The organism is Aeriscardovia aeriphila, assembly GCF_002259595.1.
Lineage (GTDB): Bacteria > Actinomycetota > Actinomycetes > Actinomycetales > Bifidobacteriaceae > Aeriscardovia > Aeriscardovia aeriphila.
In genome coordinates this window covers 665,170-682,495 of record NZ_MWWU01000002.1, presented here as the reverse complement: position 1 = coordinate 682,495, position 17,326 = coordinate 665,170, and the positions used below count along the sequence as shown (strand labels likewise).

The following is a 17,326-nucleotide window of genomic DNA, read 5'->3' as shown; positions in this document are numbered from 1 at the left end:
CGCCAGCTGGCTACAGATCGTTGTATAAAAGTTGATAGTAAACGACTCAACTTCTGAAATGTTGGTTGCCTCGCCTCCCAGACGTTAGCGCCAGGGCAGGGAGAACGGCAGAACAGAAGGTGACAGTCTTCGCCTGAAGGTGACAGGCGAAGTCGGAAGGAAAATACATGTTCGAACGGTTTACTGACCGAGCTCGCCGAGTGATCGTCTTGGCGCAGTCCGAAGCACGTAGCCTTCATCACAACTACATCGGCACCGAGCACCTCCTGCTCGGCCTGGTGAAGGAAAGTGACGGAGTTGCTGCTAAGGCGCTGTCCTTGCACGGCGTGAATCCGGAAGGCGTTCGCCAGCAGATTGTTGCCATGATCGGCGAGGGAACTGCAAGTGAAGACGGACACATCCCCTTCACTCCTCACGCTCGCCAAGTGTTGGAATTGAGCTTGAGGGAAGCTCTGCAGCTGGGTCACAACTACATTGGCACGGAGCACATTCTTCTGGGCCTTATTCGCGAAGGCGAAGGCGTGGGCCCACAGGTTCTGGCCAAGATGGACGTCGATTTGAGCGAGTTGCGCTCGACCGTTATCAAGCTTATTCGTGGTAATAATGAAGACCAAAGCCAAGAGGAGAAGGACCGTGCAGCTTTGGCTGGCGGTGTTACCCCGAAGGCACAGCAGACTGGCTCCACTTTGCTCAACCAGTTTGGCCGTAACCTCACCGCCCTGGCAGCAGAAGGCAAGCTTGACCCTGTGGTGGGCCGTAGCACGGAAATTCTGCGCGTGATGACGGTGTTGTCGCGTCGTACCAAGAACAACCCTGTGCTCATCGGCGACCCAGGCGTGGGTAAGACTGCTGTTGTTGAAGGCTTGGCTCAGAAGATTGTTAATCAAGATGTGCCAGAAACCTTGAAGGGCAAGCAGATTTACACCCTGGATTTGGGTTCTGTGGTCTCCGGTACTCGCTACCGCGGCGACTTCGAAGAGAAGCTCAAGAAGGTTGTCAAGGAAGTTCAAACCCGCGGCAACATCATCCTCTTCATCGATGAGATCCACCAGATTGTGGGCGCAGGCTCGTCGGAAGGTGGCTCTATGGGTGCCGGCGACTTGCTTAAGCCAGCTTTGGCTCGCGGCGAGCTGCAGACTATCGGCGCTACCACGACGGATGAATACCGTAAGTACATCGAAAAGGATGCGGCTTTGGAACGCCGCTTCCAGCCTATCGATGTCAAGGAACCTTCGGTTGCTGACACGGTGGAAATCTTGCAAGGTTTGAAGTCTCGCTATGAGAACCACCATCGCGTGAGCTACACCAACGCTGCTTTGCAGGCAGCGGCTGAGCTGTCGGCACGCTATATTCAGGATCGTAAGCTTCCTGATAAGGCTATCGATATGATCGATGAGGCTGGTGCACGCCTGCGCATTCGCCGCCTGACCGCCCCGCCAGAGCTCAAGCAGCTCGATAAGGAGCTCGCCGAGGTTCAGGCCAAGAAGCAGAAGGCTGTTGAAGCTCAAGACTTCGAGACGGCTGCCGACTTGCGTGACCGTGAGGATAAGCTCACCAAGCAGCGTAAGGAAAAGGAAGAATCGTGGCGTAAGGGCGAGGATAACCAGGAAATGGTTGTCACCGACCAGATCATCGCCGAGGTCGTCTCCGATGCCACCGGCATTCCTGTCAACAAGCTGACCGAGCAGGAAGCTCACAAGCTGATGAATATGGAGAAGGTTCTCCATGAGCGCGTGATTGGCCAGGATGAAGCCATTTCGGCCATTTCGCGTTCTATTCGTCGTGCTCGCGTGGGCTTGAAGGATCCAAACCGTCCAACGGGTTCGTTCATCTTCGCCGGTCCAACCGGTGTGGGTAAGACGGAGCTCGCCAAGGCATTGGCACAGTTCCTCTTCAACGATGAGAACGCGCTGATCCGTGTGGATATGTCCGAATTTGGCGAGAAGTACTCGGCCTCCCGTCTCTTCGGTGCACCTCCGGGATATGTCGGTTACGACGAGGGCGGCGAGCTGACCGAAAAGGTGCGTCGTCGTCCGTTCTCTGTCATCCTCTTCGACGAGATCGAGAAGGCACATCCGGATATCTTCAACTCGCTGTTGCAGGTGTTGGATGATGGCCGCCTGACGGATGGCCAGGGCAGGACCGTGGACTTCAAGAACACGATCATCATCATGACCACCAACATCGGTACGGTTAACATCACTCAGTCGCAGAACACTGGTTTTGCTCTGCAAAACAGCGTGGAGCGCGACTACAGGAATATGCGTGCTCAGGTGGTGACTGACCTCAAGCAGAACTTCCGCCCAGAGTTCTTGAACCGCTTGGATGACATTATCGTCTTCCAGCAGCTGTCCAAGGATCAGGTGCGCCAGATCGTTGACTTGCAGATCGAAGGCCTCAACAAGCGCATGTTCGCTCGCAACATGGCTGTCGAACTCACCGATGCAGCGAAGGACTTGCTCACTACTCGTGGCTTCGACCCAGCAATGGGCGCTCGTCCACTGCGTCGTGTGATCCAGTCCGACATCGAGGATGCCATTTCCGAGCGCATTCTGATGGAAGATTTGCATGACCGCGAGGCTGTTCTTGTGGGCGTGGATGGTCAAGGCGATGCCGCAGACTTCACCTTCACTGGCCAGCCGCTCAACGAGGACGAGAAGAGTGCCATCGAGAAGGCGAATGAGCAGCCTGAGAAGACTCTCGACATTATTTCGGTGGACCCACCGAAGAATGCTGAGGATTCCAACAATTCGGGTTCTTCCCAGAACTCGGATGATAGTTCTTCGCAGTCTGATGCTCAGCCGCGTACCGTCGATGATGGCCCAGCACAGCAGCCAGCCAACTCCTCTGATGAAGCAGGATCGCAGCAGGCTGATGGCTCGCAGAATGAGGATGGTCAGAGCGGCCACGGTGCTGACAGCTCCTCGGACGGCGATGTAAGTTCACTGTGATGTGAGCTCGCTGTGATATGAATTCGTTGTGATGTGAGCAGCGGCTGACATCGCAGCGTAAGGGTGCTTCCGCGAGGGAGCACCCTTTTTCGTGCAACTAAACGGCCCGTTGGCTGGGCTTAAGCGCGGTCCAAACACAGAGTCGTTGGCAGCGCGGCCGCCACCCCGCAGCGCGGCCGCCACAAACGTGAGCGCCTAATATCGCGTTATTGATAATCTAGGCAAATTCCCTTCGTTTGTTCTCTCTCAGCGTCGAAAGTTGGGAATACGTTGTGTGCTGTTTCATAATTGCTGTGGCAATGCCCACTGCTGAGGAATCGAAGAAGCCCTTAGCAATAACAGATTGAGAGAGATATGTCGGACGAAAGACACGAGAGCTCAACTCTCCTGAAGTCACAGAAGACCTCAGAAGCGGCTCGCACTCATTCCAATAACGAACACCAGCCCAGTTCCACCAAGGAACACCAGCCCAATCCCAATGAACAACAGCAACAGCCAGCAACCGTAGTGAAAAATGTCGGGGGAGTGCTCGCCCTTTTCATGCTGGCCGCCTTCTTCCTCTCCTTTAATGAAACCCTGCTTTCCGTGGCGAACAACCAAGTGATGGCCGACTGGAAGCTTGACTTGCAAACAGTGCAGTGGACCATGACGGCCTTCATTGCAGCCATGGCAATCTCTGTTCCTATTTCCGCCTTTATTGTTCGCCGCACCTCAACGCGCACCCTGTTTTTGAGCTCTCTCGCCCTCGTGGTGGTCGGTCTCGTCGTCGACGCTATCAGCCCGAATTTTGGTGTGCTGATCGCAGGACGCGTGCTGGAAGGCTTCGCCGGAGGCTTGATCCCGACGATGCTCTTCTCCGTGGCCTTGAAGATTACCAAGCCGGCTCGTCATGGTCTGATCACTGCTCTGTGCGGCGTGATGATGGGCTTGGGGCCGAGCTTCGCCCCACTCTTCGCCGGTATTATGCTCGACCGCGGCTTCAATTGGCATGTTCTCTTTATTGTTCCGGCCGTATGTGTGGCGATTCTCTTCCTCGTCGCCCTCGCCGTTGTCCCTGACGTCTCCGAACACCGCGGTGCGAAAGTCGATTGGCTGTCCGCAGTGCTGGGCTCTGTCGGCTTCCTGATCTTCATCTTCGGCATCAATATGCTCGGTTCGACTCTCACCGCCTGGCAATCGTGGCTCACCTTTGTGGTGGGCCTGGTGCTGCTGGTTTTCGCCGGCCGTCGCCAGTTCTGGCTGGAAAGCAAGGACGCCCAGGCCAAAGGTTACAAGCCGATTATCGCCTTGTCTCTGCTCAAGAGCACGCCGATGGTCTCGGGCATTGTGCTGCTCATGCTGCTCATGATCGTCAACATCGACCTCACCTCCGTCTTCCCGATGGCTATGCAGCAGGGCCTCAAGCTCACGGCAACCGCCAACTCGCTGTTGATGATGGTCCCGCTCGTCCTTTCGCAGCTCTTCGCCGTGTGGGCTGGTCACCTCTTCGACCGTATGGGCGCAACGGTGACTGTGGTGGGCGGCTTGGTGCTCGTGTCGCTGGGCTATTTGCTCTTCGCCATCGTGGGCAAGAACGCCACTCTGGCGCTCATGTTTATCGGCGCGCTGCTGGCCTTCTGCGGTGTGGCATTCGCTAACCCGACCATTGAGGCGCGCATGTATTCGCTGGTTCCTGCCGAGTCGGTGCCGGACGTCTCTTCGGCTATTCAAACTTCGATGCAGGTTGCTGGCTCGCTTTCTGGCACGATCGCGATGGCCTTGTACGCCAATGCTTTGGCGAAGTTCAGCGCTCATCCTGCTCCTGCTGATAATCTTTCGGCATTTGCTAGCCACTCGCTGGTACTCGCCATCGTCTTCTTGCTGGGCATTATTGTGGCTTGGCTGATGGTGCGCGAGCCTCGCCAGGAAGCTTAAGCTCAAAGGTTCTTGAGATTATCACTACGGGATGGTTTCGGCCATCCCGTTTTTGTTACCAGCAGCCTGGTGCCAGAACTCAGCCAGTGCGAGTAGGGTAGAGACTATGCAGAAACTGGCAATTGTCATCGTGACTTTCAAACGTCAAGAGCTCTTGCGCACGCTTTTTGATTCCATCCTGGAATCGAGCATGGCTCCTTGGCGCATCGTGATTACCGACAATGAAAATAGCGACGCCACTCGCTCCATCGTCGACACATTCCGCTCTCAGGTTCGTGACAAGTGGGGCGACACCGGGGTGGATAACTGGAACAACACCTCTCGCGTGGTCTTCCAGCAGATGACGGGTAATGTTGGCGGTTCTGGCGGTTTCGCAGCCGGCACGCGCACGGCCTACGAGTTGGGTGCGCAGTGGTTTTGGCTGATGGATGACGATGTTGCCATCCTTCCCGACGGTATGGAAAAACTCTCGGTTTGGGCTGATAAGGGCTACCCAGTCATCCAGGGCCAGCGCAGGAATTTTGACGGTAAGCCTTTCTACTGGCAGTATCACTTCCTGACGAGCTTGGGCATTCCAGATCCTATCGCTCCGTCGGCGTTTGAGAACAAGCCGTACCGCGTGATGAATACCGCTTGCTTTGAGGGCGGCCTGTTTTCGCGCGAGATTATCAGCAAGATTGGCTTCCCGGACCCGCGTTTCTTCATCTACTGGGATGACACGATGTACGGTTACCTCGCTTCGACGTTGTGCAACCCGATTTTGATCCCGGATTTCGTGATGCGCCGCACTCGCACGCTCAACAACGTTCATTTGGGCACGGTGCGCAGGCTCAACTCTACTTCGGATATGACGCGCTATTACATCATGCGTAACCGCGGCTTTATGGCTCGTTATTTCATGGTTCATGGAGATTATCACTCTGCTGCATTCGCCTTCGGAACTGCTCTCACCTTTGCTAAAGAGGTGATTCGCATCGCTGCTGTGGACAGGCATTTCAAGACGGGCCTTCCTGCACTGGTGCGTGGTTGGCGTGATTCTCATGCAATTTTCCACGATTCTTCTTGGCAGCCGATGCCTGCGTTGGAGGAAAACGCTGTTCAGCCTGGTTTTGACCGTTTGACCATGGCTGAGGGCTCGCACCCGTGGGGTGGCAAGGCTAGTGCCGACGGTGAAAGTGCGACCAGTGGCAGTTCTGACGAGGACAGCAAAGCGAATAAAGAGTAAGTGCCAGCCTTCCTTCACTGCGCTGATAATCTCAAAAAGAAATGTGTGAGAAACACGTGTCTGGCATTTTGGGGGTACATTGGTAGCAGTGGCAATTCGCCGCGCAAGCTCAACGGAGGAGGAAAAATGATTCCTACGGCTCAGGCTTTTGGAATCGACATCGGTGGTTCGGGTATCAAGGGCGCACCCGTCGACCTGAATGCGGGACGCTTCGCGCAAGATCGACTGAGGATTCCCACTCCGCAGCCAGGTACCCCAGATGCCGTTGCGGAAGTAGTGAAGGAAATTCTCGACCACTTCGAAGTCGAAGATGGCACCCCAATCGGCGTTGCATTCCCAGCACCTGTCAAGCCAGGTAAGACTTTGGACTTCATGGCAAATCTTGACCAGGGTTGGGTTGGTCTTGACGTTGCTCGCTTCTTGTCCACCAAGACGGGCCGCACGATCCACGTGGTCAACGACGCTGATGCAGCAGGATTAGCAGAAGTGCATTATGGTGCTGCTCAGAATGTTCCTGGCCTCGTGATTGCCACGACTTTGGGCACTGGCATTGGTACTGCTCTCATTGTTGACGGCGTGTTGGTGCCAAACACTGAGCTGGGTCACCTGGACCTCGAAGGCAAGGATGCTGAGCATTACGCTTCGGATGGTGCTCGCTCGCGTAAGGACCTTAACTGGAAGAAGTGGGGCAAGCGTTTGACGAAGTACTATCGCTTGCTTGAAAAGTACTTCAACCCTGATCTGTTCGTTGTGGGTGGCGGCGTGTCGAAGAAGTCGGAGAAGTTCTTCCCGTATATCGATGTCACCACTCCTATGGTTCCTGCCAAGCTGCTCAATGACGCTGGCATCGTGGGTTCTGCCTATTATGCAGCTCACCAGCTTGAGCTGGAGGAGAAGGCTCAGGCTAATGCTGAGGTTGCCAGCAAGGAAGAGGAAAAGTATCCTGCTTCCGCAGCTGTGCCCAGCAAGCCAGTAGCGGAGGGTGAGGCTTTGCCGGAGGATACGGCAATCCTTCCTGCCTGAGCGCACTGCGCAATTGCTGACGCTCTCCGAAACGGTGAACGCTGGTGGAGTAGTTGAGGCACAATCGTTGTCTAAGCCGCTGGAGAGGTCACTCTCTGGCGGCTTTTGTTTTGCGGTGATAATCCTCGCAGTGACATCGCGCCACCATTTCGCGCTGATAATCTTCGCGGTGATAATCTTGCTGGTCACTTCACCTGTGCTGGCGGGCGGCTCTCTATACTGAGAAGGTCAGTAAAGGGGAGAATATGAGCGTTTATTTTTCATCGCGCGTAGATGTGAGCGAAGCCAACCCAATTATCGCCTTGCAAAGGAAGATGAAGGCTGAGGGTGTGGCGCTCCACCAGCTCAACGATTCCAATCCGACGCATCATAATCTCACTCTCGCAGGATTACCACAAACCTATACAGCCGAGCCGCGCGGGCCAGAGGAAGCTCGCGTTGCTCTGGCCAAATTTCTCACGAAACGTTTAGCTCATGGTGGTTTCGATAGCGACGTGGTTCGCGCTATTGCTCGAAAAAGCGTGAGCGAGAACACTCGAATTGAGCACGCTGATAATCGGGAGCATGCTGCTTCCTCAGTCGAACCCGACCAGCTCTACCTTGCTTCCTCCACCTCGGAAGCCTATTCATGGCTGATGAAACTGCTGTGTGACCCTGGTGACGCTGTGCTGTGCTCCACGCCAGGCTACCCGTTGATCTCCTCGCTGGGACGCCTGGAAAATGTGGAAGCAATCACCTACCCTTTGCGCTATGACGGTTCGTGGGTGATCGATGTTCCCGAAGTTGAAAGGCTCGTCCGTGCCAGTTTGTCCCAGCAAACGGGCGAAAGCGAGCAGGAGCAGCGAACCTCCGCATTCGCCGCAGACAGTGAAGACACGGGCGATATTCCACCGATCCGCGCGCTGATTCTCATCAACCCCAATAACCCGAGCGGCTCTTACGTGCGTGAAGACGACTACGAGCAGCTCATTGACATCTGCCAGCGCTATGATCTTCCGCTCATCGTCGACGAAGTGTTCTTCGACTATGTGTTGAAGCCTCTCAACACTCCCCATCGCATTGCAGGCGAGCAGCGCGTTCTCACTTTTGCTCTCGACGGTTTCTCCAAGCTTCTCGCGGCCCCTCACGCCAAGGTGGGCTGGATTCAAGTTTCTGGCCCAAGCGCTGAGGTAGAGCAAGCTCAAAAGCGCTTAGATGTTATCGCAGACGATTTCCTGCCGATGTCCTCGCTGATTGCTGAGCGCATTCCTGAATTGCTCACGCATGTGGGGGAGCAAGTGGAGCGGGTGAGTGCTCGCACGCATGCTAATCTGGAGCACCTCGAAAAGCTGCTTGCCACCAGTGAAACGGGAGTTGTCAGCCTGCTGCGCTCTGAGGGAGGCTGGAACGTAATTCTGCGCTTCCCTTCGGTTATCGACGAATCTGAGCTGGTCACGACGCTGATTTCGCGCCACCAGCTCACTGCACAGCCAGGCTACTTCTTCGATATGCCGTCTAACGGTTACGTGTGCGTTTCGCTCTTGCCTGAGCCTGAGCTTTTCGATTCCAGTATTCGCACGCTTCTGGCCACCATTGATGAGCTGATTGCGTAAAGGCTTGCATTTTGCGCGCTGTTAATCTCAAGAGCTGCGAAGTGAGCTAAGCTCGAGGTAAGGAGGCGCGTATGCAAGTCGATTCTGCTGTTCAAGGGGCTCTTTTTGGCCCTGAGGTTCGTCTTGCCAAGGCTTCCCAGCCTGGCCACAGATTATCAGCTCGCGTGAGCCCACCTACGGCGAGTATTTCCTCACGCGCCTCACGCGCAGTTGCCGATCGCGCTGACCAGCCGGCGCTCTTACCCCTCGAGGACGTGCACGCCCGTGACGATTCCGCCGAATTCAGTGACGCGGCTGTCTTTGACGACGACCGTTTTGCCTCTGAGCAGGATAAGCTGCAAGGCACGCTGTTTGCTGCGTCAGGCTCTTCTGTGGCTGACTCTGTGAAGGGCTCCGCTGTGCGGCACGCTCGCTGGGTGCTTACATCTGAGGTTTTGGTGGCGGCAGCGCGTGGTCAGTTCGACTTCGATTTCCGTGTCGCTTTCCTCTTTTGGTCGAGGCTGGCGCAGCTGATCCGCTTGTCGCATGTCGCTTTGCCGCGTTTCGTCGCCGTTGACCTTGCCACTCACGATTCGCCGTTGGGCCAGTGGGTGAGGAGCCTCCAGCTGTACTGGTCTTCTGAATTTAGCGCTCAAGATTTTCAGCACGGCATCTTCATTCCGCCGACCGACTTCACATCTGCGGATCCATCCACCACACCGCGCGCGATTGTTCTCGAGCGCCCTCATGATAATGAAGTGACTTTGGCTACCTTTATGCATGAGGCGGGAGGTTTCTAACTTCTCATGCTCGTCGGCGTGTTAGCCTTTCTCACGTTTTTATGTTTTCGTGTTACTGGTGCCATAATAGGTTATGCGGGGGTTGCAGTATGTTAAAAATAACAAAGAAACAATGGAAAGGCTTCATGTGGACTGGAGAGGCTTTTCTTCTCGTTGGAGCGGTTTTTGAGTTCTGGCTTATCACCAGCAGAAGCTTTCCCATTGAAAAGTTCCTGCTTCCTGGTTTCTATGTGACTTGGGGAACTTTTAGTTCAATGCTTGGTGCGCTGAAAGCTAGCGATGTTCCTCGCTGGATGACTATTACACTTACCACTGCAGCAACTATAGTCATGTTGATAGCCTCCATACTGATTGCCTATTACTGCCACAAGTGATTGGCTTTATAGTTTTCTTTGCTCAATCGTGGAGTTAAGGTTAGAGGGCTAGAGGCTGCTCGGGCGGCCATTAAACAAAAAACCGGATCTCTCGACCCGGTTACATGGTGCGAACGGAGGGAGTTGAACCCTCACGACCTTAGCGGTCACTGGCACCTGAAGCCAGCGCGTCTACCATTCCGCCACGTTCGCAAGAACAGTGATAACTATATGAGCATGAAGCACACTTCGCAAGTTATCTGCGTGTTGGGCGTGTTGGAGCAGTGATAATCTCAAGATATTTGCTCAACACAACACGAGTGGCCCGGATGTGATTCGAACACACGACGCCCACTTTAGGAGAGTGGCGCTCTATCCCCTGAGCTACCGGGCCTAACCCTGCTACTATACACCTCTCAATCGTCGAACATGCAACAGGTGTGCCGCGTCGAGGCAAGTGTGCGCGATGAACAGGTGTGCCGCGTTGAGGAAAGCCTGTGCGATGAGCCTGCCTGACGAGCCTTCCCGACGAGCTTGTGCTATGAGCCTGCCTGAGCAGTGCATTTGGGAAGATTTCGGCTAAAAGTTTCGCTTAACTGTGCGTGAGTCTTTCAAGTGGCGTAATCTGTTCTCAGAGTAACTATGAGGAGGCCGTTGATGACCAGTCAGCAGAGCGAAGAAAAGACGTCTGCTCTCGATCGAGCAGGGAAGCGCAAGTGGGGCTACAACGTCGCTCAAGTTGATGAATTTCTTGAGCGCGCGCACGAAATGTACGAAAACAATGACCCACAGCTCAGCCAAGAAGAAATTCAGCTGACCAGCTTCGACCTGGAACGCAATGGCTATGTGATCGGTCAAGTCGATGCCACGCTCATCCGCTTGGAACGCGCCATCGTCGACAAGAACACTCAAACACAGATCGCCGAAGAGGGACGCCGCCAGTGGGATCAAGAAACCCTCGGCTTGGCACAAACCCTCCAGCAGCGCGCCGAGGCGCCTAACCGTCAGCGCTTCAAGCCAGGCCTGCGCCATCATCCTTCCTATGACCGTAAGCAGGTTGATCTGCTCGTCATGCAAACTTGGACTCGCATCACTCAGCTGCTGGGTATTCCGAACACTTTGGATGAAGTGCGTAACGCCGATCTCATTACCTCCTCGCGTGTGGCGAACGCCATCTTTACCCAGCGCAATGCACATCACGGTTACGACGAATCTTCTGTGGACGCTTATTTGAACCGCGCCATTCAGGTGCTCACTCGCGTCGAGTCGGTGGAGCGCATGGGCTTGGATACTCACATTTCTTCCGTGCCGATGACCTCTCAGGAGAGCTTAGCCGGTTTGGTGGCTCCTTCCGCATCCTCTGCCGCTTCTCACGCAGGTGGCGAGGAAGTCGGTGGTGCTGATTCCGCAGCCAATGTTTCTTCAGATTCTCACGCTCGCGAGCAAGCAGGCGCTGAGGCTGCTAAGGAAACTCAGGTTCTCGAACCTCTTGAGCAAAAGGATGAGGGTTTCGCCTTCGACTTTGCCCACAAGCAGGCGAATGACGCAGCTGAGGCGAATGGAAAAGGACCTCTTCCTCCAGCTCCGGCCGCGCCTGCAACTTCTGCAGCTCCAGCATCTTCGGCCGCTCCAGTCGCTGCTTCTGAGGAGCCGGAAACCTCTGGTGTTTCTTCTTTGTTGCACGGTACTTCCCAGGATTCTCACTACGATGAAGCACCTGCGTATACCGGGCAGGCAGGCGAGCAGAATGAGCCGCTCCCGCCGGCACCTGCTGCACCACGCATTGAACAGAATGCTTCCGCGGCCTCTGCTTCTGTTGCTTCTGATACGACCTCTGCCAGCGCTGAACATAACAGCGCTGAACTCAACAGTGCTAAAAACAACAGCACTGAGCATAACGGTACTGATCATGCCAGCGGCGATGATGATGACAAGAAGGATCAGCCTGTCGACTCCTACTTTGACGAAGTGATGAACTCTTCGGTCAGCTCGACGGGAAGCTTCGAAATTCCTTCCTTGACCTTTGGCGGTTCGCAGCAGCCACACACATCTGAGTGAGAGGACGAATGGCCAGAATTCATGACGGCCAGCACCAGCCTGCCCCTTCTGTGAAGAGAGCAGGCTGGTTTGCTTTGCGCAGACCCCAACATACACTTTTCAGAAATCTCCACTGGACGTGGCGAGGTTGGATTGTCGCCACTCTGCCCGTATTCCTTGTGCTTTTCCTCGTTCTGAGCACTTTTTCGATGACAGCTCAATCGACGTGGGACATCAACCCGATTAACAGAACGATTGCGGCCACCACATTCGATACTGCGGTGAAAATGGAGCCGACGAAAAAATCCGTGCGCTGCAGTGGGGAAAGTGAGAGGGCTCAAAACGCTGACACCCCCGCGAACGCCAACGCTACAGCGAACTCCAGCACAACTCAGAACGCTGACACCACAGGCCTGTGCGCACTGTCCTCTCATACCGGCCGCTACAAAGTAGTAGAAAAACGCAGCAGTTTCATCGCCACCCAGCCCAGCACTGGCAAGAAGCAGCGAATCAACATGCTCATTCGCTACCCGAAAAACTTCCCGGGCAAAGCTCCCGGCATTCTCTTCATGCACGGTGCTGGCACTTTCACCACGGACGATTCCTTCGCCGACCTCATGACGTGGTACGCCTCGGCAGGCTATTACACTCTCAACATCGACAAACCGTTGTGGGACACCACCGCCATTAACCGCGACTACGAGGCAAGCGCAGATGCCTACCTGAAAGCACTCCACTTTCTGCGTGCAGACCCGGGCGTCAACCCAAGCAAAGTCGGTATTTACGCGAGCTCCGAAGCCGGCTGGATTTTCCCCGTCATGCTCAACAAGGACAAGCACATCGCCTTCCAAGTGCTCATGAGCACGATGTCCTTCAGCCCCCGCCAAGCATTGGGCTACTTCGTCAACGCTGATTTCTCTATCGTCGGCGCCCACCCCGGCTACCAGGGCATCGTCCATCGCATTTTCTCGCTGGACTACCGCTTCATCGACTCCACCATTGCTGACTTTGACCCGTACAACACCAATTCCTACGCCATCCCAACCTTCCTCGCCTACGGTTCGAAGGATGTGATGACCCCTCAGGTTGACGGCGCGGTTAAGCTCATGGAATTGGCTCGCGAATCGCATAATTCCAACTATGTGATCCGCAATTACCCTCTGGCCAACCACGTTCTGCGCATCGGCAATGAGCGCGACGGCAACACGAAGCTCACCGACAACTTCATCCGCGACATTCTGGCGTGGACGACTGGCGTGGTGAAAGGCGAGAAGCAGGTCAATCCGCATATCGCTGGCGAGGATATTTACCAGGCGATCGCCCTTCCGCGCTCGGCTCATGCCAGGCCTTTCTTCACCGGCCTTCTGCTCACTGCTCTCGTCGTTTTCCTCGTCGGCTTTGTGGTTTCCCTAGCCTTCACGCTTGAGATTATCATTGCGCGTCTCATCCGCCGCCTGCGAGGCACAGAAGTGCAGCACCTCTTCGTGCCCGGCTTTGGCCGGGCCCTTGCCCTGCTCTCCTTGGCCACCGTTGGCGCACTGGCTCTCTTCGGCTCGGGCTTAGCAGAAGTAATTTCCGCAGTCGTCTACCTCGATTGGGGAGCAGCACCGCCCAAGGACCCTGAATCGCTGTGGAACTCGTGGGAAAACAGCCAAATTCTGGGCTTGATTCTGCTCGCCGCCTGGGCAGTGTTCTTCGCAGCCTTGTTGGAAACAGCCATGCGCCACGGTCATCTTCCGCATTTGTGGGCTATAGTCACCCGCCAAAGAAGCCGCTTCGAGCAGCGTCGATTCGCCAAATTGCAAGCTTGGCTCGCCCAACGCAATATGGTTATTCGCCCCGTGGAAGAAGCTGCCAAGCGCGAACACAACAAAGAAAGGCACACTCAGCTCGACGATTCTTCCGACGACGATCCGCGTTTCGAAGAAGGCCCGATCGCTTGCCTCAACCGCACTGGTTTCTGGTATGCCCTGCTGGTTATTGTCACCATGGTGGCAATCTTGGTGCTTTTTGCACTCCTCGGAATTTATATTTGGTGAGCTATGCCTGCGTATAACGATGAAGCTCTGGTGCTCAGGACGGCGAAACTGGGCGAGGCTGACAGAATTATCACTTTGCTGACCAAAAACCACGGCAAAGTGCGTGCGGTTGCGAAGGGAATCCGACGCGAAAAATCGCGATTCGGCGCCCGCCTCGAACCTTTCATGCGTGATAATCTTCAGCTTTACCAAGGCAAATCAAGCTTGCAAGTCGTCTCCCAAGCCGTGTGTACAGCGCCTTACGCAACGGCGATTGTCAGCGACTACGAGGCCTACCAAGCAGCGAACTTGATGGTGGAAACGGCCGACAAGCTCATCGCCGACGACGGGGACGCCCTGCCAGGCCAATACAACCTGCTGCTTTCCGCGATCCACGCGTTGGCAACCTACCAGCATCCTGCCTGGCAAATCTCCTACTCGTATGTGCTGCGCGCCCTCGCTGAAGCAGGCTGGAGGGCGAGCGTCTCCACCTGCGTGGTCTGCTCGCGAAACTCGAACCAGTGCGATCTCGCCTTCTTCTCCATTCCCGACGGCGGATGCGTATGTGCGGACGACCAGAGCCCCGCCTCAGTGCCGATCAGCGCCGAGCAGCTGTCACAGTTGCGCGCACTCAGTTTAGGTGATTGGGAGCAGTTGAAGCCCCAGCCGATGAAGCCGGTGTTGCAGATCGTGGAGAATTGGGCACAGTATTACCTCGAGCAGTCACTTCATTCGGCGAACTTGTTACATTCGTCATATGAGCATTGATTTCTCCCAGTATGACCCGACTTCGCTGAGCATCCCTGCCGCTCCGTTTTCGGATCCCTCCATCATTCCTCATTTTGAGAAGGGCAGCGTCCCGCGTCACGTCGGTGTGATTATGGACGGTAACGGCCGATGGGCGAAAGAGCGCGGCTGGGTGAGAACGGAAGGCCATCGCCACGCCGAACCCGTCGTGTTCGACATCATTGCCGCAGCTATCGAAGCGGGTGTGCGCTACCTCACGCTCTACACCTTCTCCACGGAAAACTGGAACCGTTCGCCTTCCGAAGTGCGCTTTCTGATGGGCTTTTCGCGCGATATTATTCACCGTCGCGTCGATCAGATGAACGAGTGGGGAGTGCGCGTGCGCTGGTCGGGCAGAAGGCCGCGCTTGTGGAAGTCGGTGATCGATGAGCTCGAAAGAGCCGAAGAGATTACCAAAAACAATAAGACTATCGACGTGGTTTTCTGCATCAACTATGGCGGACGCGCAGAAATTGCTGATGCAGCGAGCGCCATTGCCCGCCAAGTTGCTGCCGGCAAGCTCAAAGGCGACCGCGTGAGCGAAAAGATGATCGCCGAACACCTGTACAATCCCGATATTCCTGACTGCGACTTGGTGATTCGCACCTCGGGGGAGCAGCGCGTGTCGAACTTCCTCGCCTGGGAAGCAGCGTACGCTGAGTTCGAATTTGTCCCCGAGCTTTTCCCTGATTGCAATAGGGAAGTGTTCTGGCGTTGCATTGAGGATTACACACATCGCCACCGTCGTTTCGGAAAAGCTTGACGACACGCACGGGTGTAATCTCGTGAAAACACAGCCGCGGTGAAATTGTCACAACACAATAGCGAGAGCAGTGATAATCTCAAGCGACAGAACTGCTCTGACCAGGAGAAAAGAGAAAGTATGGCTGAAAGCGAAGAGCTGAAGAAGCAAGAGGAAAAGAAGGAAGACGAGAAGAAGAACGTCAAGCCAGAAGATCGCCCTCTGCCAGCCGACAAGGACGTCACCAGTGAGCACGAACTCGCCGGCTACCGCTACCGTGCAACCGCAGGAACGCTGAGCATCGAAACCAAGAGCGTTGCACCAGCAGCCTCTATGTTCCACGTCGACTTCCTCAAGCTCGACGAGCAGGGTAGCCCTGACCCTACGCGCCCCGTGACCTTCATCTTTAACGGCGGCCCAGGTTCGGCAACGACCTTCCTGCTCATGGGTTCCTTCGCCCCACGCCGCATCGACACCGGCGAAGTGGTGAGCGGCCATGGAGCTCCCTACTCGCTGGTGGACAACAAGTACACGCTTCTGCCGTTTACCGATCTCGTCTTTATCGATGCTCCGGGTGCTGGCTTCTCGCGCATTGCCCCGGCCGCAAAGAAAGAATTGTGGAGTGTAGACGGCGATGTAGCTGCCTTCAGCCAGTTCATTCGCCGCTGGGCCAGCAAATACAATCGCTGGAACTCTCCGAAATACCTCTTCGGCGAATCCTACGGTACTGTACGCGGTGCAGCCCTGAGCTTGAAGTTGCAGGAAGACGGTTGCGCACTCAGTGGTGTGACACTTATTTCCAATATTCTCGACTACGCACACACCTTCAGCAACGACGACCAGCTCTACATCGGCTACTTCCCGACCTATGCCACTACCGCCTTCTACCACGGCCTGGCAGGAAGGGGCTTGACGGTTGAGCAACAAGCTCAGCGCGCTCGTGAATTCGCCAACGGCGCGTACCGAGCAGCCTTGGCTATGGGCGATTCGCTTTCCGAGGAACAGTTCAACGCTGTGGCCAGTGAATATGCTCACCTGACTGGCTTGTCTGCTGACTATGTCCGCAAGTCCAACCTCAGGGTGGGTGTAGAGCGCTTCAGCAAGGAGCTTCTGCGCGAAAGCTCGCAGGTTGTCGGCCTCTATGATTCGCGCGTCACGGGTTATGACCTCGATCAAGCTGCTAGTGAAGAGACTTTCTTGGCTGATGACGCTTTCATTACTCCTCACTATGTTGCCCTGTGCGAGCAGTACTTGAAGGAAGAGTTGGGCTGGCAGTCCAGCGATTTGCGTCGCGACTTTGCTGACCTCGACCTCGAATCTCGCGAGCCAGGCAAGAGCTGGGATTGGCACCATAAGAAGCCATACGGCGTGTATGGTGATTGGGATTACTTCCCCTTCCCGCGCGTTATCGAAGACCTCGCTACTGCCATTGTGCATGAGCCAGGTTTGAAGGTGATGATCGGCAACGGTTATTACGACCTGTGCACGCCGATGTTCCAAACTGAGTTTGACATTGACCACCTGCAGTTGCCGCGCCCATTGCGTCACAATGTTGCCTTTAGCTACTACCCAGCAGGCCACATGCTCTACACCGCTCCTCAGGCGCTTCCACACCTGTACGAGACGATGGAGAAGTTCTATGCGGCTGCTCCAGGAGATGTGAGTGCACTCAATGAGAGGCCAGAGCTTCCACTGAAGTGAGGCCGTACGGAAGGCCGTACGGAAGGCTGAACCTGAGGTCGTACCTTAGGCTGTACCTTAGGCCCTACTCGTGTTGATTTCTACGCCCAGGGGAGTCCGTCTTCTCTGGGCGTTAGTCTAACTGAGTCGAGCGGTGCTCTGGCGCCTCGCATCCGGCGAGGCCGTTAACCCGCAGGTGGTTTTCCACCAGAACAAAGGATGTACT

At 55.5% G+C, this 17,326-nt stretch carries 10 protein-coding genes, 2 tRNA genes and 2 pseudogenes; 12 read left to right on the top strand and 2 right to left on the bottom strand.

Annotated features, from left to right (window positions below):
* Positions 1-167: 167 nt before the first annotated feature.
* From AEAE_RS03915 to AEAE_RS03885, 7 genes and pseudogenes are all read left to right on the top strand, one after another.
* Positions 168-2,651: pseudogene (locus AEAE_RS03915) on the top strand (ATP-dependent Clp protease ATP-binding subunit); the annotation flags it as partial.
* A 654-nt stretch (positions 2,652-3,305) separates the two neighbouring features.
* Positions 3,306-4,865 (top strand): MFS transporter, encoded by a 1,560-nt coding sequence (locus tag AEAE_RS03910; protein ID WP_094689810.1) that lies wholly within the window; start codon positions 3,306-3,308, stop codon positions 4,863-4,865.
* Between the two features lie 106 nt (positions 4,866-4,971).
* Complete coding sequence (locus tag AEAE_RS03905) at positions 4,972-6,090, top strand: glycosyltransferase (protein WP_244569613.1); 1,119 nt, start codon at positions 4,972-4,974, stop codon at positions 6,088-6,090.
* Between the two features lie 126 nt (positions 6,091-6,216).
* Positions 6,217-6,963 (top strand): annotated as a pseudogene (gene ppgK / locus AEAE_RS03900) (polyphosphate--glucose phosphotransferase); the annotation flags it as partial.
* A 395-nt stretch (positions 6,964-7,358) separates the two neighbouring features.
* A complete protein-coding gene (locus AEAE_RS03895) occupies positions 7,359-8,705 on the top strand; it encodes a pyridoxal phosphate-dependent aminotransferase (protein WP_094689807.1) in 1,347 nt (448 codons plus the stop codon).
* A gap of 71 nt (positions 8,706-8,776) precedes the next feature.
* Entirely contained in the window at positions 8,777-9,484 is a 708-nt protein-coding gene (locus AEAE_RS03890) for a PIN domain-containing protein (protein ID WP_094689806.1), read from the top strand.
* 89 nt (positions 9,485-9,573) lie between these two features.
* Positions 9,574-9,858, top strand: coding sequence for a hypothetical protein (locus AEAE_RS03885; RefSeq protein ID WP_148139958.1), 285 nt, complete (start codon positions 9,574-9,576; stop codon positions 9,856-9,858).
* A gap of 105 nt (positions 9,859-9,963) precedes the next feature.
* On the opposite strand, the gene AEAE_RS03880 is transcribed toward AEAE_RS03885, so the two are convergent.
* Both AEAE_RS03880 and AEAE_RS03875 read right to left on the bottom strand, forming a co-directional pair.
* A tRNA-Leu gene (locus AEAE_RS03880) sits at positions 9,964-10,050 on the bottom strand.
* A 108-nt stretch (positions 10,051-10,158) separates the two neighbouring features.
* A tRNA-Arg gene (locus AEAE_RS03875) sits at positions 10,159-10,231 on the bottom strand.
* A 263-nt stretch (positions 10,232-10,494) separates the two neighbouring features.
* Here AEAE_RS03875 and AEAE_RS03870 point away from each other — a divergent pair.
* The 5 genes from AEAE_RS03870 (at position 10,495) to AEAE_RS03850 (ending at position 17,121) form a co-directional block, all read left to right on the top strand.
* The gene (locus AEAE_RS03870; RefSeq protein ID WP_158520490.1) at positions 10,495-11,895 is read left to right on the top strand and encodes a hypothetical protein; all 1,401 of its coding nucleotides are present in this window, start codon (positions 10,495-10,497) and stop codon (positions 11,893-11,895) included.
* A 188-nt stretch (positions 11,896-12,083) separates the two neighbouring features.
* Positions 12,084-13,913 carry an alpha/beta hydrolase family protein gene (locus AEAE_RS03865; protein ID WP_158520489.1) on the top strand — a complete coding sequence of 610 codons (1,830 nt, stop codon included), beginning with the start codon at positions 12,084-12,086 and terminating at the stop codon, positions 13,911-13,913.
* A 3-nt stretch (positions 13,914-13,916) separates the two neighbouring features.
* Positions 13,917-14,660, top strand: coding sequence for a DNA repair protein RecO (recO, locus tag AEAE_RS03860; protein ID WP_094689802.1), 744 nt, complete (start codon positions 13,917-13,919; stop codon positions 14,658-14,660).
* On the top strand, positions 14,650-15,441 hold the full coding sequence (locus AEAE_RS03855) for an isoprenyl transferase (RefSeq protein WP_094689801.1): 792 nt from the start codon (positions 14,650-14,652) through the stop codon (positions 15,439-15,441). Before recO ends, AEAE_RS03855 begins: the two co-directional genes overlap by 11 nt.
* Positions 15,442-15,561: 120 nt before the next feature.
* Entirely contained in the window at positions 15,562-17,121 is a 1,560-nt protein-coding gene (locus tag AEAE_RS03850) for a S10 family peptidase (RefSeq protein WP_094689800.1), read from the top strand.
* Positions 17,122-17,326: the final 205 nt, after the last annotated feature.